17 protein-coding genes are annotated in these 16,539 nt (G+C 61.9%); 15 read left to right on the top strand and 2 right to left on the bottom strand.

Annotation, left to right across the window (positions count from 1 at the left end):
• Positions 1-39 precede the first annotated feature (39 nt).
• Complete coding sequence (locus PI93_RS20830; protein WP_039365204.1) at positions 40-918, bottom strand: RNA polymerase sigma-70 factor; 879 nt, start codon at positions 916-918, stop codon at positions 40-42.
• Positions 919-1,355: 437 nt separating this feature from the next.
• On the opposite strand from PI93_RS20830, the gene PI93_RS20825 reads away from it, so the two are divergent.
• From PI93_RS20825 to PI93_RS20760, 14 genes are all read left to right on the top strand, one after another.
• The gene (locus PI93_RS20825; RefSeq protein WP_039365206.1) at positions 1,356-2,273 is read left to right on the top strand and encodes an MBL fold metallo-hydrolase; all 918 of its coding nucleotides are present in this window, start codon (positions 1,356-1,358) and stop codon (positions 2,271-2,273) included.
• Between the two features lie 247 nt (positions 2,274-2,520).
• Positions 2,521-3,504 carry a sulfonate ABC transporter substrate-binding protein gene (locus PI93_RS20820; RefSeq protein ID WP_039365208.1) on the top strand — a complete coding sequence of 328 codons (984 nt, stop codon included), beginning with the start codon at positions 2,521-2,523 and terminating at the stop codon, positions 3,502-3,504.
• Between the two features lie 424 nt (positions 3,505-3,928).
• Positions 3,929-4,108, top strand: a complete 180-nt coding sequence (locus tag PI93_RS20815; RefSeq protein ID WP_039365210.1) for a DUF3311 domain-containing protein — start codon at positions 3,929-3,931, stop codon at positions 4,106-4,108.
• Positions 4,108-5,607 (top strand): monocarboxylate uptake permease MctP, encoded by a 1,500-nt coding sequence (mctP, locus tag PI93_RS20810; RefSeq protein ID WP_039365212.1) that lies wholly within the window; start codon positions 4,108-4,110, stop codon positions 5,605-5,607. Before PI93_RS20815 ends, mctP begins: the two co-directional genes overlap by 1 nt.
• A 484-nt stretch (positions 5,608-6,091) precedes the next feature.
• Positions 6,092-7,021, top strand: a complete 930-nt coding sequence (locus PI93_RS20805) for a fumarylacetoacetate hydrolase family protein (RefSeq protein WP_039365214.1) — start codon at positions 6,092-6,094, stop codon at positions 7,019-7,021.
• A 63-nt stretch (positions 7,022-7,084) separates the two neighbouring features.
• Positions 7,085-8,080 carry an ABC transporter substrate-binding protein gene (locus PI93_RS20800; protein WP_039365216.1) on the top strand — a complete coding sequence of 332 codons (996 nt, stop codon included), beginning with the start codon at positions 7,085-7,087 and terminating at the stop codon, positions 8,078-8,080.
• Positions 8,081-8,185: 105 nt separating this feature from the next.
• Positions 8,186-8,587, top strand: a complete 402-nt coding sequence (locus PI93_RS20795) for a VOC family protein (protein WP_039365218.1) — start codon at positions 8,186-8,188, stop codon at positions 8,585-8,587.
• Entirely contained in the window at positions 8,584-9,459 is an 876-nt protein-coding gene (locus PI93_RS20790) for an ABC transporter ATP-binding protein (RefSeq protein ID WP_236105769.1), read from the top strand. The genes PI93_RS20795 and PI93_RS20790 overlap by 4 nt, the downstream gene beginning before the upstream one ends.
• Before the next feature lie 49 nt (positions 9,460-9,508).
• Positions 9,509-10,597 carry a porin gene (locus PI93_RS20785; protein ID WP_039365219.1) on the top strand — a complete coding sequence of 363 codons (1,089 nt, stop codon included), beginning with the start codon at positions 9,509-9,511 and terminating at the stop codon, positions 10,595-10,597.
• 60 nt (positions 10,598-10,657) lie between these two features.
• A complete protein-coding gene (locus tag PI93_RS20780) occupies positions 10,658-11,212 on the top strand; it encodes a VOC family protein (protein WP_039365221.1) in 555 nt (184 codons plus the stop codon).
• 9 nt (positions 11,213-11,221) lie between these two features.
• Positions 11,222-11,968 carry an ABC transporter permease gene (locus PI93_RS20775; protein WP_039365223.1) on the top strand — a complete coding sequence of 249 codons (747 nt, stop codon included), beginning with the start codon at positions 11,222-11,224 and terminating at the stop codon, positions 11,966-11,968.
• Between the two features lie 33 nt (positions 11,969-12,001).
• Positions 12,002-12,889, top strand: a complete 888-nt coding sequence (gene dapA, locus PI93_RS20770; protein ID WP_039365225.1) for a 4-hydroxy-tetrahydrodipicolinate synthase — start codon at positions 12,002-12,004, stop codon at positions 12,887-12,889.
• A 17-nt stretch (positions 12,890-12,906) separates the two neighbouring features.
• Complete coding sequence (locus PI93_RS20765) at positions 12,907-13,716, top strand: alpha/beta hydrolase (protein WP_052240308.1); 810 nt, start codon at positions 12,907-12,909, stop codon at positions 13,714-13,716.
• Positions 13,717-13,740: 24 nt separating this feature from the next.
• Positions 13,741-14,400, top strand: a complete 660-nt coding sequence (locus PI93_RS20760) for a GntR family transcriptional regulator (RefSeq protein WP_039365227.1) — start codon at positions 13,741-13,743, stop codon at positions 14,398-14,400.
• An 83-nt stretch (positions 14,401-14,483) separates the two neighbouring features.
• On the opposite strand, the gene PI93_RS20755 is transcribed toward PI93_RS20760, so the two are convergent.
• The gene (locus PI93_RS20755) at positions 14,484-15,377 is read right to left on the bottom strand and encodes a LysR family transcriptional regulator (RefSeq protein WP_039365229.1); all 894 of its coding nucleotides are present in this window, start codon (positions 15,375-15,377) and stop codon (positions 14,484-14,486) included.
• 126 nt (positions 15,378-15,503) lie between these two features.
• Between PI93_RS20755 and argC the strand changes: the two genes are divergently transcribed.
• A complete protein-coding gene (argC, locus tag PI93_RS20750) occupies positions 15,504-16,427 on the top strand; it encodes an N-acetyl-gamma-glutamyl-phosphate reductase (RefSeq protein ID WP_039365231.1) in 924 nt (307 codons plus the stop codon).
• Positions 16,428-16,539 lie beyond the last annotated feature (112 nt).

The raw sequence follows: 16,539 nt of genomic DNA, 5'->3' as shown, positions 1-16,539 counted from the left end.
CACCATGTTGCGCGCCACGCACCAAAGCCGGCCCGTGCGTCAGGGTTTTGCCATCTCGGCGGCGATACGCGCGAGTTTGTCGGGGTTGCGTTGCACCAGTGCACGCGTGAGGCGTTTGCCATCCGTTTCGTAGGACTGTACGGACTCAAGCTTGTCGTCGATGAACCGCAACAGAGCCCATTGACCGTTGACCTGAACCACCTCGGTGCGCAGCGCGTCGCGGAACCTGCGCTTGCCGGCGTAGAACAACTGCGCAAGGCGCTTGCCTCCCACCAGACTGCTGAAGCTCGTGGCCTTGCCGCCACCGTCGCCGATCAGTTCGGCGTCGTCGCTCAGCAGGGCGTGGAGACCGTGAAAGTCGCTGCGCTGCATGGCGTCTGCGAAGGCCAGCAACAGTCGATGCAACGTGGCGCGCGGCACGGCTTCGCGCGGCGTTCCCTCGCGTAACTGCAGTCGGGCGCGGCGCACGAGCTGACGCACGGCGGCCGGCGTCTTGCCTAACGTTTGTGCGATGTCCTCATAGTCCGCATCGAACACGTCGCGCATCAGGAAAGCGGCACGAGCGTCGGGGGAGAGGCGCTCCAGCATGTACAGGAACGCCACCGAAACGTCGTCAGCAAGCTCGTGGTCCTGCTCGGGGGTCGACGGCGGAGACATGAGCATTGGCTCGGGTAGCCACGCGCCTGTGTAATGCTCGCGTTCGACCTTTGCGGCCCGCAGGCGGTCGATGGACAAGCGCGTCGTGATGGTCACCAGCCAAGCCTCGGCGTTCTCGACGGCGAGACGGTCGGTGCCATCCCAGCGCAGCCATGCTTCCTGCACCACGTCTTCGGCCTCGGCCACGGTGCCCAGCATCCGATAGGCGATGGCATACAGGCGGGGGCGCTGACGTTCGAAGAGGAGTAGGGAGTCGGTCATGTGTCGTGGCCAACGCCAGCGGCAGTGAGATGGAAAGCGCTTCATTCTGCCGCAGCGCCTGGGTGTCGGCAAGCGAGTGTCGCGTCGTCTCGCCAAATCGAGCGCCGATCGCGGCGCGCGAGGCGCTGTCGCCGGAGTATTGGTGCGCGCAGCACAACAGCGCGCTTCCTCCCGCAGATCTACCGCCCGTATGCAGCCGCACCTACGATGCCCTCACCAGACAGAAGAACGCCTTCGAATACGCGAGGGCCTTTTCCGAGGTAAGCGAAGGGAGTCGACGACTCCGGTGCTTCGCATGGCCGACGGCCGCTGCAAGACAGCATCAACGCCGGCTGGACCGCGTTCCCGCGTGTCCGGCACCGCTGACGTTTCAACGCAGTTCCTCCCACGAAACAGAGTCCGGTCGTCCCGGCTGGTCATTATTCAGGAGATTTACGATGCCCACTTCAGACAACATCTTGTTTGCCAGCGGCAACCGCCCTGTCGATCTGGTGCCTTCCCGTTACGCGCTTCGCGTCGGCGATATCGATGCGATGGTGATCAGCGACGGCGTGTTGCCGCTGCCGACCTCGACCATGGCGACCAATGTCGCGCCGTCCGATCTGGCGGCATGGCTGGATAGCATGTGCATGCCGCCGGACGCTTTCGACTGGCCGCTGAACGTGATGGTGGTTCGCAGCGGCAGTCAGACGATTCTCATCGACGCCGGACTGGGCGGGCAGTTCCCGGGCTTCCCGCGCGCGGGGCAGTTCCCCAGCCGACTGCAATCGGCGGGAATCGATCTGGAGTCTGTCACGGACATCATCGTGACCCACATGCACATGGACCACGTGGGCGGGCTGCTGGTCCCGGAAGTCAAGGCGCGCCTAAGCCCGAATGTGCGCATCCACGTGTCGGCGACCGAGGTTGCGTTCTGGACCTCGCCCGACTTCTCGCATACCGTCATGCCGACGCCGGTGCCGGCAGTCCTGCGTACTACCGCGACAAGCTTCTATAACGAATATCGTGAGCAATTGCATGTATTCGAGGAGACACGTGAGGTCGCGCCGGGCGTGATCGCACGTATCACGGGCGGCCATACGCCGGGGCACTGCGTGGTCGATATCGTTTCGGGCGACGAACGACTGACCTTTGCCGGCGACGCCATGTTTCCGGTCGGCTTCGATCATCCCGATTGGCAGAACGGCTTCGAACACGACCCGGAAGAGTCGACGCGCGTTCGCATCGGGCTCTTCGAAGAGCTGGCGGAAAACCGAGGGTTGCTCGTGGCGGCGCATCTGCCGTTCCCTTCGGTGGGACGCATTGCACGCAACGGCGACGCTTATCGTTGGGTGCCGGTGCTCTGGGACTTCTGAGCGTGTGACGGGTTTTCAGGTATCCGGGGCGTGAAGCGCCAGGCCTAGGCCGGGCGTGCCCCATGCCGTCGGCGGGAGGATCCGTAGGCACCGTCCCGCCGATCGAGTCTGCATTGTCATGGGGCACTTATCGAGTCCGAAAACGGCCACCTCGGCGTAGCGTCATAAGCATTCCACAAGCGATTCGTTCCCATCGGGGCGGTGGCTGATTAGTCTGGACGACACTGTCAACTTCGATGGATTCTCCATGGCCGCCTCCTTCTCCCCCTTCCGCCGCCGCTTGCTTACGACCGGCGCCGCCGCGCTAGCGGGTGCCGTCGTCGCCCCGGGCACATTCGCACAATCGAGCACAGGCGCCGCTTCCGGGGGCCGGGTGCTGCGTATCGGCAATCAGAAAGGGCTGCTGACGTTGCTCAAGGGGCGCGGCACGTTGGAAAAGCAACTCGCGCCGCTCGGTGTGCACGTGACGTGGACCGAATTCCCGTCGGGGCCACCACAGTTGGAGGCGCTCAACGTCGGCTCGATCGATTTCGGCGACGTTGGCGAAGCGCCCCCGGTGTTCGCCCTCGCGGCCGGTGCGCCGTTTGTGTACTACGGTCAGAGCGTGAAGCGGCCCAGGAGCGAAGGCCTGCTCGTGCCGAAGGGCTCGCCGATCAGCGCGTTCGCGCAGCTCAAGGGCAAGCGTGTCGCGTTCACGAAAGGCTCAAACACCCACTATCTTTATGTCCGTCTGCTGCAACAGGCTGGCCTGAGACCGCAGGACATTACGCCGGTTTTCCTGCAACCCGCCGACGCGCGCGCCGCGTTCGAGCGCGGCTCGGTCGACGCCTGGCTGGTGTGGGATCCGTTCCTCGCCGTCGCGCAGAAGTCCCTCGACGCCCGTCTCGTGACCGATGGCACTGGCCTCGTCGGGAACCGGTTGTACTTCTTCACGTCGCGCACCTACGTGCAGCACAACGAGGACGTATTGCGCGTGGTGATCGAAGAGCTCAATGCCGTCGACAAATGGGTCGAGGCCAATCGTGCGGCCGCGGCTTCCGAGTACGCGCAATTGTGGGGTGTGCCGCGCGATGCGGTTGAGTTGGTACTGTCGCGTCAGCAGTTCGGCATCGATCGCATCACGCGCGCGACGCTGGCCGAGCAGCAGCAGATCGCAGACGCGTTCCTTGAACTCAATCTCTTGCCCAAGCGTATCGACGTCGCACAGGCGGCACCGCCATCGCTTGGGTGAGTGCTCCATGGCGGGAATCCCGCCATGAGTTCGCCACACCGAGTGGCCGTCACCGGGCGTAACGGGATGATCGTGTCTACGGTCATCCTGCCCGTCACGCATGTCGGGCTTTCATGAAATATCCGAAGCGTTCGGCATCGTTGCCGGGCGCCGCGTTTGTCACGTGGGCTATCCGTTCCACCCTCGCGCATTTCCTCATCGATTCGTCGAACTTCGCCATGAAAAAGCCATGGCAAATTCACCGCGACTGCAACGCGATCCGACCTGCCGTTTCAACACGCACAACGCCACGAAAACCCCGCCGAGCCCCGCAGTTCCAGGGTTCCGTGCCCGCCCGGCAAAACCTGCGTCGATGGGCTAGAGTGCAAATCAGTGGCTAGTCAATACGCATCAATCCAACGAAAACGCGAGGAGAGACACGCAAATGCGGTTACTGCTATTGCTGCCGTTTATCGGCTTGTTGTGGGTCCCGTTCTACAACCGGGAATTGCCATCGCTCTGGGGCTTTCCTTTCTTCTACTGGTATCAATTCGCCTGGGTGCCGCTGACGTCGTTGCTGATCTGGATAGTGTTCCGCAACGGTCTGAAGAAAGGGGAAGAGTGATGGACACTTCGGGCATCAACTGGACTGCGCTGGCGGTCTTCGTGTTTTTCTTCATCCTCGTGACCGTCATGGGTTTTTGGGCTTCGCGCTGGATGACGGGCGACGCACCGAAAGGCAAAGCCAACCTCGACGAGTGGGGGCTGGGAGGGCGAAACTTCGGTACCTGGATCACGTGGTTTCTTGTCGGGGGTGATTTCTACACGGCTTACACGGTGATTGCCGTGCCCGCGCTGGTCTATGCCGTGGGCGCCTACGGCTTTTTCGCGCTGCCGTACACGATTCTGGTCTATCCGATTGTTTTCCTGATCATGCCCAAGCTGTGGCATGCAGCGCACAAGGCCGGGCATGTGACAGCGGCGGATGTCGTTTTCGGCCGGTATCAGTCGCGTCCGCTCGAGTTCGCCATTGCGCTAACGGGTGTCGTGGCAACGATGCCTTACATCGCGCTGCAACTGATCGGTATGGAAGTGGTGATCAAGGCGCTGGGCCTTACGGGCGAGTTTCCGTTGCTGGCCGCGTTCGTGATCCTCGCGCTTTACACCTACGCCGCCGGTCTGCGCGCCCCGGCGCTGATCGCGTTCGTCAAGGATTTGATGATTTACATCGTCGTCCTCGTGGCGGTGGTGGTCGTGCCGGCGAAGCTGGGCGGTTACGGCGTTGTGTTCGATTCGGCACGTGACGTGTTTGCCAGGAAGGGCGGCGCGACGGGGTTGACGTTGCAACCTGCACAGTTCCTGCCGTTCGCGACGCTCGCGCTTGGTTCTGCCTTGGCGGCGTTCATGTATCCGCACACGCTGACCGGGGTCTTTGCGGCGAAGGATGCGAACACGATTCGCAAGAACGCCGTGTTCCTGCCGGCCTACACCGTGCTGCTCGGCCTGATCGCGTTGCTGGGTTTCATGGCTTATGCCGCTGGCGTGAAGGTGCAGACGAACAACGATGTCGTACCCGCACTGTTTAACAGCCTGTTCCCGAGCTGGTTTGCAGGCTTTGCATTTGCCGCGATTGCCATCGGGGCGTTGGTGCCGGCCGCCGTGATGTCCATCGGCGCGTCCAACCTGTTCACGCGTAATTTCTGGAAGCCCTACGTCAACCCGAATATTTCGCATGAAGGCGAGGCGAAAGTGGCCAAGATTGTGTCGCTGGTCGTGAAACTCGGGGCGTTGGTGTTCATCCTGTTCCTGCCGACCCAGTTCGCATTGGATCTGCAGTTGCTCGGCGGTGTCTGGATTTTGCAGACATTCCCGGCGCTGGTCTTCGGCCTGTTCGTTAGCTGGTTTGGGGCGCGTGCGCTGTTGTGCGGTTGGGCCGTCGGTATCGTGTACGGAAGCTGGCTGGCATTCGCAGACGGGATCAAGCCGGTACACACGTTTATGTTCGGTGGGGACAAGATATCCCTCTACACCGGCCTCATCGCCTTGGCGGTGAATGTCGTCGTTGCCGTGATCGCCAACGTGGTGCTTGGCAAGGGGGCGCATCCGGCGCTGCGCAGCGCCTAAACCTTTTGATGCTCGTTCGGGTCGCGCGACATCACACGCGACTCAAGGTGCCACACGTCATCGGCATGTGTGGCACCGGTTCTCCTTCGCTCAGTCCTCTTCGCGCGCTTCATCCCGAGCCGCATCTACACGGTGCAACGCACTTCGCTCGACGACCAGCGTGCGCCATTCAATGATGCCGTTGAGTTTTCCGATGCAGCGCGGCCTCTCGCCACGGCCGTCGCCCCTCTTTTATCTCCCCGTTTGCCGCATCGCGCCACGACGAATGTCGGCGCACTTGCTCGCTTCGTCAGCCATCATCGCGTAATTCCACAACATTTTTCCGCTTCGCAGCAAAAATGGGTGCTTACCCTATAAATGTATAAAATCGTTTACACATATATGTGATGTGACTAGCATGCATTTAACCGTGCGGCGTGAGACATCGAACCTTGGTGTTGTGATCGCGCACGGTGGTCCGAACAACATCGCGAGGAACGAAAAAATGGTGTGGTACGCATTGGCGAATTACCGGAACGGCCTGACGGAGCGCGCGGCGCTGGTGCTCAGTGGCGAACAACTTTTTGATCTGGCCAACGCGGCACGTCTCGTCTTCGACGGGGCGTTGCCCGCCTGGGCGGCGCTGTCGGTTGACGGTCTGATTGCCCAATGGCCCGACGTTTCGCCGGAATTGGATCGATTCGCGGCGAAGGCAGAGGCGAAGCGTAGCGAGATGCGTCCGCTGACGATCGGGGTGAACGACATCCTGCCGCCGGTGCGCCCGCAGCGGGTGTTCTGTGCGGCGTCGAATTTCGTCGAGCACGCGAACGAAATGGGGACGGTGCTGGCGGCCAAGGCGGACAGCCAACCCTATGTGTTCTTGAAGCCGAATACGTCCGTGATCGGCCAGAACGATGTCGTGCGCATGCCCGCTGCGTCCAAACAGGTCGACTGGGAGATTGAACTAGGTGCGGTGATCGGTCAGACGACTCGCAACATCAGCGTCGAGCGCGCGCTCGATTGCGTGGCGGGCTACACGGTCGTGAACGACGTGTCGGCACGCGATCTGAACATGCGCACCGATTTCCCTTTCAAGTTCGACTGGTTCCGCGGCAAGTGCTTCGACACCTTCGCACCGATCGGCCCGTGGATCGTGCCGGCCAACCAGATTCCCGATCCGCAGGACGTTCACATGCGCCTGAAGGTGAACGAAGACGTGATGCAGAACGGCTCGACCGCCGAGATGATCTTCAACGTGCGCGAGCAGATCGCTTATCTGTCGACGATTCTCACGTTGCAGCCGGGAGACGTGATCGCGACCGGCACGCCGACCGGTGTGGGCATGGGGCGTGGCATCTATCTCAAACCGGGCGATGTCATGGAAGCGCACATCGCGGGCATTGGCACGCTGCGCAATCCGGTGGCTGCCGCATAAGCCAGTCGATCGTCAGTCCGCAACCTCGTGTGCACTGCAAGAAGCCATCTCACAGGAGACACCATGAAGTGGGGCAAGCGAATTCAGTACTGGGCCGCGTGTGTTGCGGGCGTCGCGTTCACCGCCGGAGCGGCGCAGGCGGGACAGGCCGTGACGTTCAATCTGGCGTGGGTCCCGCAAGGCAGTACCGCTGGGGTGCTGGTGGCGATCGACAAGGGGTTCTATCGTGACGTGGGGCTCGACGTCACGGCGGTGCGCGGTTATGGCGGCAATCGGACCGTCAACGAGGTGGATCGCGGCGCGTTTCAGTTTGGTTACGGCGATCCGGTGAGCGTGTCGCTCAACCGAGCCAACGGTGGCCAGACACGCATGGTGGGGGCGATCAACACCCGCTGGCCGGCCGGCCTCTGCTACGTGGAGGAGAACACCAAAGCCACGTCGCTGAAGGATTTGGCGGGCAAGCGCCTTGGCGGCGGCGCGGGGTCCCCGGTGCAGAACATTGCACCGGCATGGCTCGAAAAGAACAAGTTGCCGCGCGACTATCTCCGTCTTGTGCAGATGGACCCCTCTGTGGTGGATCTGTCGCTCATTCAGGGCCGCATCGATCTCGCCGAATGCTGGCGCGGCTCGAACCGCGCGGTGATTCAGAAAGATGCGCGTCAGGCGAAGCTGACCCTTCGCGCCATCGAGTATGCCGACTATGGGCTGGACATCTACGGCAACGGCGTCGTTACCTCTGACGAGCTGATCAGGAAGGACCCCGAGATGGTTCGCAAGTTCGTGCAAGCGACCTACAAGGGCTACGACTATCTGGTGGCACACCAGAAAGAGACGGTCGACATCATCGTGAAGCAATACCCCATGCTCGATCGAGACGTGCTTGCCCAGCAAGTGTCGGAGACGGCCGACCTGATCGTCGACAAGACTGCGTCGAAGAAGCAGCTCGGCTGGATGTCGCCGGAGCGCATGAACAAGACGGCGGCTTTTATCGACAGCGCGTTCAGGCTGGGGGGCAAGGTCAAGAGCGAGGACATCTATACAGACGCGTTCGTTGACTGACTCGCTGATGAACCGGTGTTGAAGGATTTGGCTCGACTGAAGCACTTCAGCCCTCATGAAGCCCGTTTTCCCAAACAACCACAAACGACAGACAGGAGCACAACCATGGCCAAGCTGCGCCACATTGCCCTCGCCGTGCCTAACCCGGCCGAGACAGCGAAGTTCTACTGCGAAACGTTCGGCATGACGATTGCGGGGCAGACCGATTCTCCTCTGGCGAGCGGGGTCTATCTCACGGACGGCACGGTGTGTCTCGCGCTGTTGAACTACAAGAACGACGCGTCGGCAGGCCTGGACAAAGGTAAGGACTTTGTGGGCTTTCACCACATCGGCTTCTGGTGCGACGACCTCGATGCGCAGTCGGGCGCCATCACGCAGAACGGTGGCGAGTTCTTCATGGATCTGCCGATCGACAAGACATCGCTGTACTACGAGAAGAAATTCCGGGATCCGCTCGGCAACGTGTTCGACATCTCCCATAACGGCTGGGTTGGCGCGCGCAAATGAGGCACGCCTCGCACATTCCTCGCAAGGAGCGCGATGTGTTGACGATGAAGGTGATGAGTTCGCCCGAGGCCGACGCCGTGCGTCCGCGCGCCACAGCGCCCGGCGACGGGATCGCAGCGCAGGCAATTTCGCTGCGTAAGGTCGCAAAGACCTTTGAGGGAGCCGGAGTGCGGGCGCTGGAGCCGCTCTCGCTGGAGGTGCCGCGTGGCGAGTTCGTCGCGGTGCTCGGCCCCAGCGGCTGCGGCAAGAGCACGTTGCTACGACTGATCGGCGGGCTGTATCCATGCGACCCGTCCGGAGTGGTGAGGGTGTTCGGCAACGAAGTCAAAGCGCCGTCCCCGCATGTTGGCATCGTATTCCAGACATACAACCTGTTGCCGTGGTTGAACGTGGTCGAGAATCTTTGCTTGTGTGCGCAGACACGCGGCATACCTCGCAATGTGATCGACGAGCGGGTGCCCGGCATGCTGAAAGTGCTCGGTCTCGACGACTTCGCGACCCGCTATCCGCACGAACTATCCGGCGGCATGCGGCAGCGGGTGGCGTTGGGACAAGCCTTGATCACGCAGCCGGATCTGCTGCTGCTCGACGAGCCATTCGGTGCACTCGACGCCCTGACGCGCGACCGCCTGAACGTAGAGCTGCTGCGGCTGTGTCAGGCGAACCGGCAAAGCGTGCTGCTGGTGACGCACAGCATCGACGAAGCCGTGTTCATGGCAGACCGGGTGCTGGTGATGTCGCCCCGTCCGGGACGCGTCGTGCATGACATTCGCGTCGACCTGCCGCGCCCTAGAGATCCCAAGGTGACTCGCCTGCTCCCCGAGTACGGGCGGTTGGTCACCGAGCTGGGCGAAATCATGGGTGTTGCCTGACGTCGCGCGGCAACCGGACAGAGACACATCAACACAGAGAGACCCATTCATGAACCGCATTCGATCGGCCACGGCGCTTCTGGCGCTGTGCGGGGGGACCGCTTTTGCCCAAAGTAACGTCACGCTATACGGCAACATCGATGCCGGGGTGATGTACGTGAACAATGTGAGGGGCAATGCACTGTTCGCGGCACAGGAAGGCAATCTGGTGCCCAACTTCTGGGGCATTCGCGGCGGCGAGGATCTTGGCGGTGGCAACCGCGCCATCTTCAACCTGCAGGGCGGGTTCTCCGTATTGAACGGCAACATGATCCGCTCGGGCGTGATGTTCAACCGTCAGGCGTTTGTGGGGCTGGCGTCGCAGAGTGCAGGCACGTTGACGTTCGGGCATCAGACCACCTTCAACTTCGACATCCTCGCGCCGTTTTCCACGGGCTTCAATCTGGGCAGTTTCTATGCCATGCACCCGGGCAACTTCGATGAGTTGGCCAACACCTTTCAGTACGACAACTCGGTCAAGTACCGCACGCCCAGCATTGGCGGCCTGACGGCGGGAGCGATGTACGGGTTTTCGAATCAGCCGGGGGCGTTTGCGCAGGGGCGCAATTACGCGTTTGCGCTGGATTACGCGAACGGGCCGTTCAAGATTGGCGCGACTTATGAGAGTGAGAACAACCGTGCGTTGAATCTGGGCGGTGGCCTCGGGTTGCCAAGCTATCGGGGCATCAGTCTGGCCGGCGGTGCGACGTTTCCAACGGACAACGTGCGCAATTACGGCGTGGGCATGTCGTACCGGATCGAGCGCTGGTTGTTGCATGCGCTGTTCACCGCCACACGCATCGCCGCGGGCGGCAATGCCCAGACGATGACGAACTACGATTTGGGAGCAAACTTCCAGTGGACCCTCACGAATGCCGTCAACGCTGGCGTGGCGTACTCGCGCTTCAACGGCGGGCGGTGGACGCAGTTCAGCGTCGCGGATGTCTACTCGCTCTCAAAACGCACGTCGCTTTACGTGAACGTGCTGTACCAGATGGCGTCGGGCAATGGCGCGGTAGCCGTGCTTCAGGGCATCGGCGGCCCGTCGTCCACGAATCGTCAGGTAGCCGTCGTCACCGGTATGCAGCATGCATTTTGAGGCCGGGAGTCCAGCGTGGATCCCCGGTTTGCGAGACACATACGCTATGGAGATATCGCAATGACACGCCCTCGTCCCCGCCGCCTCGGCCATCTGGTCATGATGGTGCGCGATCTGCAGGCGTCCGCCCGCTTTTACGTCGATATCGTCGGCCTGGAGGTGTCGGACCGCATTGGCGACCAGATGGTCTTTCTTCGCTGTGGCGAAGAGCATCACGATCTGGCGCTCGCGCAACTGCCGGCCGACTCCCCGAAGTTCGACGACGGGCCCGACACGCGGCGGCCCGGCCTGGAGCACTTCGCCTATCAACTGGCCGATCTTGACGAAATCGAACGCGCCGCCGCGTTTCTGAAGACCAAGGGGGTCGAGATCGTGCGTGGCATCGGCAAGCACGGTCCGGGCGAGAACGTTTTTCTGGTGTTCAAGGATCCCGATGGCAACTATGTCGAATTCTATTGCGACATGATTCAGATGAACGCGGCAACGCCCCATGTGCCGCGCACGTGGGAGAACAACCTCGATGCCTTCGATCAATGGCATTTCGAGCGCTTCCTGGTGCCGCCTCCTGCGTGGGGACCGCGCAGCGGCGATGACGAAGACAATCGCAACAACTAAGGAGGGGCCATGCGCAAGTCATTGCGTCGTTTCGACGCCGCTATCGGGTTCGTGTTGCTGGCGATCGTGTGGGAAATGGGGGTGGCGCTGTTCCATATCAAACCCTATCTCCTGCCGTCGGGCAGCGCTGTTGCGAGTGCGTTCTGGGAGAACCGGACGGCGCTCGCGCATCACGCCTTCATCACGACGTGGCAGGTGCTCGCGGGCTTTATCGCGGCAGTGCTCGGGGGCGTGCTCATCAGCCTGCTGGTGTTTTTCTTCGACGGCTTGCGGCGCACCGTGATGCCGATGATCGTGGCGATCCAGGGCATTCCGAAAGTGGCGCTCGCGCCGTTGCTCATCGTGTGGTGCGGATACGGGGCAACGTCGAAGATCCTCATGGCGTTCCTGTTTGCCTTCTTCCCCATTGTGATCTCGACGTTGGGTGGGCTGGCGGGCACGCCGTTGCATCTGGTCGAGCACTTCAGGGCGATGAACGCATCTGCCTTGCGCACGTTTTGGAAGCTGCGTGTGCCGAGCGCACTGCCGAGCTTTGTCGACGGTTGCAAGATGGCGATGCCGCTGGCGGTGATCGGTGCCATCGTCGGCGAGTTCGTTGGCTCGGAAAACGGGCTGGGGAGCTTGATTCTGCTGGCAAACGCGTCGGCCAAGACCGACCTCATGTTCTCCGTGATTGTGACCATCACCGTGATATCGGGGGCGCTTTATGCCCTGATCGATCTTGCCGGACGCAAGATCTGGTGGCGCGCGCTGTGAGCGACTTCGACTTCAATGGATAGGGACGATTTCATGACGCAACATTTTCACGGGGTGATCCCCGCCATGGTCACGCCGTTCGATGCGAATGGCCATTTCGACGAAGCCCGCACACGCGAGTTGATCGAAGGCTATCTTGCGGCCGGCGTCCATGGCATTTCGGTGGCAGGGAGCCAGGGCGAGTTCTACTTCCTGAGTTTCGAGGAGCATGTGCGTCTCATCGAGATTGCCGTTCAGACAGTCAATGGGCGAGTTCCGGTCTACGCGGGGACTGGCGCACCGTCGACACGTCAGTCGATTGCGCTGACGCAGGCGGCCGAGTCGATCGGCGCCGACCTCGCATTGGTGATCACGCCGTACTTCGTGCAACCGAACGACGACGAGCTTTTCGGCCACTTTCGCGCCGTTGCGCAGGCGACACGGCTACCGGTGATGATCTACAACAACCCGCCGAGAACGGCGGTCGATGTCTCGGTCGGGTTGTTCAAACGGTGCATGGAGGTGGAGAACATCGTCGGCATCAAGGATTCGAGCGGCGACCTCACGCAGTTTGCCGAGTACATGCGTGTGGGCGGCAAGTCGACGCTTGGCTTCTGCGGACGTGATACGTTATTTCTTTCGATGTTGCTGCACGGCGGGTCAGGCGCGATTTCGCCGGCGGCGAACGTGTTTCCGGAGCGAGTGTTAAAACTCTACGAACTTGCGCGGGCGGGGCAGTGGGAAGCGGCGCGTGCTGTGCACAATGTGCTCGCTCCGCTACGTGCTGCGTGGGCGTTGGGCTCGTTTCCCGTGGTGATCAAAGAGGCGATGGCGCTGGTCGGGCGCGACGCGGGCCCCGCGCGCGGGCCCATCGAAGGGCTGCCTCAAGCCCGGCGAGCGAAGTTGCGCGAAGTGTTGGAAACCATTCAGGCGAGCGCGTGAGCGCAGGAGAGGACTCGATGACGGAACCCGCACATCCCTACGACAATCGGGGCTCGGTGGCCGATTGTGACGACTATTTCGACGACTGGCGTGCGCGCAGCGCACTGGCTTACGAAGATCCCGGGGTAGTGCGAGGCATTCGGTACGGCGAGGGCGAACGCGAGGCGTTCGATCTGATGCCGGGCGAGGCGCCGAATGGCGATGTGCTGGTGTTTATCCACGGGGGCTATTGGCAATGGTATTCGCGGGAAGTCTTCGCATTTGTCGCCCCTGCCTGGCGAGCGCGGGGCGTGCATGTTGTGAATCTGGGCTATCCGCTGGCGCCGGGGGCGAGCCTGGCGGCGATGATGGCGGGCGTCGGCAAGGCGTTGTCGGGTCTGCGCACGGCGCTCGTGCCCTATGTAGGAGCGGTGGGTAAGGTGGTGGTGTCGGGTTGGTCGGCAGGCGGTCATCTGGCGATGAGTGCGGGCGCGCAGGCAGACGCCGTCATCGCCTTGTCGGGCTTGTACGATCTAAGGCCGCTGACGGGGACGTCGCTGAACGAAGCGCTGGGATTGACGCCGGCATCGGCCGAAGCGGCGAGTCCGGCGCTGTGGGCAACGTCGTCGCCCGGGCCTGTGATGCTGGGGGTGGGGGCGGGTGAATTGCCGGCGTTACAGGGGCAATCGCGTACCATGCATGACCGGCGCGTGGCGCTGGGTTTGCCGGTGTGCTTGGCAAGCTGGGCGGCACTGCATCATTATTCGGTCTTGGACTCATTTTCGAAGCCCGGAACACCGGTATTCGACGACGCTTATCGTTTCTACACGACATGTACATCACGCTAACCCCCTATTCCACGGGAGACGAAAATGAATGACACCCGGGAAGAAACCACACTGTCGCAGAGGGTCGTGCGAGGGCTGACCGAGGACATCATCAGCGGGCGTGTGCCAAGCGGCGACAAACTGGAAATTCAGGTCATCGCGGATCGGTTCGGAATCTCGGCAACGCCTGTGCGCGATGCGCTGCGGGAGTTGGCCATTGCAGGGTTGGTCGAGATCGTGCCGCGACGCGGCGCGACGGTGCTGAGCGTGGATGTCGCCCGGCTTCGCGACATGTTCGAGACCGCCGCCGAAATCGAGGGGCTATGCGCGCGTTTCGCTGCTGAACGCATGACCCGCTCGGAGCGGTTGCGTCTCGAGATGGTCGCGAAGCAGGCGCACGAAGCGGCCGATGCCGGCGACGCCGCGCTATACGCGCAGATTAACGACAAGTTTCACGAACTGTTGTTTGACGGCGCGCGCAACGTGTCGCTGGCCGAGTTGGCTCGCAGTTTCCGGGTGAGGCTGTCGCCGTTCAGGGCAAAGTTGTTCTATCAGAAGAAGCGCGTGGTGAGCTCGGACAACGAACATGAACGCATTGTCGAGGCCATTGTTGCCGGTAAGCCGGATGACGCCCAGAATGCTGCCCGAGAACACTTGAGCAATGCAAGTCTGAACGTGATCGAGTATTTCGAAGCCAACGCCTGAGGGTGTTGCCACACGTGTGATCTGCCATGCTGGTCTGGCAGACAACGCAGATCGGCGGTGCGATGGGCGCCATTGGCCAGACGTTACCGCTTGCGACCTTCCTGTAGTCCCCACAGCGCGTCGAGAACGTGTTGCGTCGCGCGTTCGACGTGCCCGGTCCGGTGGGCGATTCCGAGTTGCCGCCACAGCGCCGGGCGCAGCTCCCGCATAGCGATGCGCTCGTCCAGCGTTGCGCTTTGCGCTTCGTTGGGTAACAGCGCCGCGCCGTAGCCCGCCGCGACCAGACTTTTGATGGCGTCGTTGTAATTGATTTCGATGCGGGGCGTCGGGTGATGTCCAGCGGCGGCAAACCACTCGGCCGTCAGTCGCGACAGACGCGTTGTACTGTCATTCAGGATCAGCGGCTGCGTGGCGAGCCACTCGGGCGTGACCCGCTTGGGGCCATTCCAGTGCGCAGGCAGGAACGCCATGACGGGATCGCGTCGCCATTGTTTGATCACGAGCCCGGCCACCGGCGGCTGAGGCAACGCCACCAGTCCTAAATCCAGTGCGCCCCGACGAATGCGGCTTAGCGTCTCTTGCGACGTCAGAATGGCCACCTGAACGTCGATGTCGGGATGGTGCAGGCGAAGCGCTTCGAGTGCCTGGGGCAGGAGATGGGCGATGGCCCCCGTCGAGGCGCCAAGACGGACCCGTCCGGCAAGTCCCTGAGCATGGCGCTCGATATCCTCAAGCGTTTGTTCCGCCTCGGCGAGCAGGCGCCGTGCTCGCTCGATTAACACCTCGCCCACGGACGTTGGCTGTATCTGCCCGCGCTTGCGCGACAGGAGCAGTGCGCCGACCCGTGCTTCGAGATCGGCAACATGCAGACTCACCGTCGGCGGTGACAGATGCAGCGCCTGTGCGGCGTCGGCAAACGAGCCGCTGTCGGCAACGGCGACAAGCGTTTTCAATCGGTCGAGACTGATTTCTCTCATATCGGCATCATCATTCAGAAAATCCGAATTTAAGATTCACGAAATTCAACTTTTCTAATTCTACGCGTCGCGGGAACATAGCGCATCGAGCACGGCTCATGACCCAATGACAGGAGGGTTGCGCAAATGTCTTCTCCGCTTATCTTTATCGACGGTGACCAGGGGACCACGGGATTGCAGATCCACGGCATGCTCCGGGATCGCCAGGACATCACGCTGCTGACATTGCCCGACGCTCAGCGCAAGGACCCGCAGCGCCGTGCCGAGGCCATCAACAGTTGCGATATCGCGATTCTCTGTCTGCCGGACGGCGCCGCGCGCGAGGCGGCGGCATCCATCGTCAATCCTCGCGTGAGGGTGATCGACGCGAGTTCCGCGCATCGCACGCATGCGGATTGGGTGTACGGTTTTCCCGAAATGACGAAGGATCAGGCGGAGCGCATTGCGGGCGCAAGCCGGGTCTCCAATCCGGGCTGCTATCCGACGGGGGCCATCGGATTGCTGCGTCCCCTGCTCGACGCCGGGGCGATCCCCGCCGATTATCCGATCAGCATTCATGCCGTTTCCGGATATTCCGGCCGGGGGCGTGCGGGCGTCGACGAACACGAAGGGCCGAATGCGACGAAACCATCGGCGTATCGGCTGTACGGACTGGAACTTGCGCACAAACATCCGCCCGAGATTCAACAGCGCTCGGGGCTGGCGTTTCGCCCGATGTTCGTTCCTTCCTACAGTTCGTATCGTCAGGGCATCGTGCTGACCATCCCGATCGAGACACGTCTTCTGAGATCCGGTGCAGACGCCGCCACGTTGCATCAATGCCTCGTCGATCACTACGCCGGACAGGACTATGTGCAAGTCATGCCGATGCAGGCGCCCGGTGCCGTGAAGCAGATCGATCCTGAAGCGATGAACGGCACCAATGTCATGCAGTTGAGCGTGTTCGGCAATGCGGAGCACGGGCAAGTGCTGTTATGCGCTGTTCTCGACAATCTCGGCAAAGGGGCATCGGGGGCGGCGGTTCAGAACCTTGCGTTGATGCTCGCGTAGTCACGGCGCGACATTGTTCGAGCGAGGGATGCCCGGCAGAAGGGCACACCTCGCTCGTGGAGAATTTGCTTAGCACCGATTCGAATTTGTCATCCTGCCGGGCGCCCATATA

This window comes from Pandoraea fibrosis (assembly GCF_000807775.2).
Taxonomy (GTDB): domain Bacteria; phylum Pseudomonadota; class Gammaproteobacteria; order Burkholderiales; family Burkholderiaceae; genus Pandoraea; species Pandoraea fibrosis.
Note: the sequence above shows the minus strand (reverse complement) of the source record. Positions and strands in the feature narration are given on the sequence as shown.

What these genes read in the sequence shown, in the direction of transcription:
- PI93_RS20830 (WP_039365204.1), bottom strand. Translation starts at nt 918, where the DNA reads ATGACCGACTCCCTACTCCTCTTCGAACGTCAGCGCCCCCGCCTGTAT.
- PI93_RS20825 (WP_039365206.1), top strand. Translation starts at nt 1,356, where the DNA reads ATGCCCACTTCAGACAACATCTTGTTTGCCAGCGGCAACCGCCCTGTC.
- PI93_RS20820 (WP_039365208.1), top strand. Translation starts at nt 2,521, where the DNA reads ATGGCCGCCTCCTTCTCCCCCTTCCGCCGCCGCTTGCTTACGACCGGC.
- PI93_RS20815 (WP_039365210.1), top strand. Translation starts at nt 3,929, where the DNA reads ATGCGGTTACTGCTATTGCTGCCGTTTATCGGCTTGTTGTGGGTCCCG.
- mctP (WP_039365212.1), top strand. Translation starts at nt 4,108, where the DNA reads ATGGACACTTCGGGCATCAACTGGACTGCGCTGGCGGTCTTCGTGTTT.
- PI93_RS20805 (WP_039365214.1), top strand. Translation starts at nt 6,092, where the DNA reads ATGGTGTGGTACGCATTGGCGAATTACCGGAACGGCCTGACGGAGCGC.
- PI93_RS20800 (WP_039365216.1), top strand. Translation starts at nt 7,085, where the DNA reads ATGAAGTGGGGCAAGCGAATTCAGTACTGGGCCGCGTGTGTTGCGGGC.
- PI93_RS20795 (WP_039365218.1), top strand. Translation starts at nt 8,186, where the DNA reads ATGGCCAAGCTGCGCCACATTGCCCTCGCCGTGCCTAACCCGGCCGAG.
- PI93_RS20790 (WP_236105769.1), top strand. Translation starts at nt 8,584, where the DNA reads ATGAGGCACGCCTCGCACATTCCTCGCAAGGAGCGCGATGTGTTGACG.
- PI93_RS20785 (WP_039365219.1), top strand. Translation starts at nt 9,509, where the DNA reads ATGAACCGCATTCGATCGGCCACGGCGCTTCTGGCGCTGTGCGGGGGG.
- PI93_RS20780 (WP_039365221.1), top strand. Translation starts at nt 10,658, where the DNA reads ATGACACGCCCTCGTCCCCGCCGCCTCGGCCATCTGGTCATGATGGTG.
- PI93_RS20775 (WP_039365223.1), top strand. Translation starts at nt 11,222, where the DNA reads ATGCGCAAGTCATTGCGTCGTTTCGACGCCGCTATCGGGTTCGTGTTG.
- dapA (WP_039365225.1), top strand. Translation starts at nt 12,002, where the DNA reads ATGACGCAACATTTTCACGGGGTGATCCCCGCCATGGTCACGCCGTTC.
- PI93_RS20765 (WP_052240308.1), top strand. Translation starts at nt 12,907, where the DNA reads ATGACGGAACCCGCACATCCCTACGACAATCGGGGCTCGGTGGCCGAT.
- PI93_RS20760 (WP_039365227.1), top strand. Translation starts at nt 13,741, where the DNA reads ATGAATGACACCCGGGAAGAAACCACACTGTCGCAGAGGGTCGTGCGA.
- PI93_RS20755 (WP_039365229.1), bottom strand. Translation starts at nt 15,377, where the DNA reads ATGAGAGAAATCAGTCTCGACCGATTGAAAACGCTTGTCGCCGTTGCC.
- argC (WP_039365231.1), top strand. Translation starts at nt 15,504, where the DNA reads ATGTCTTCTCCGCTTATCTTTATCGACGGTGACCAGGGGACCACGGGA.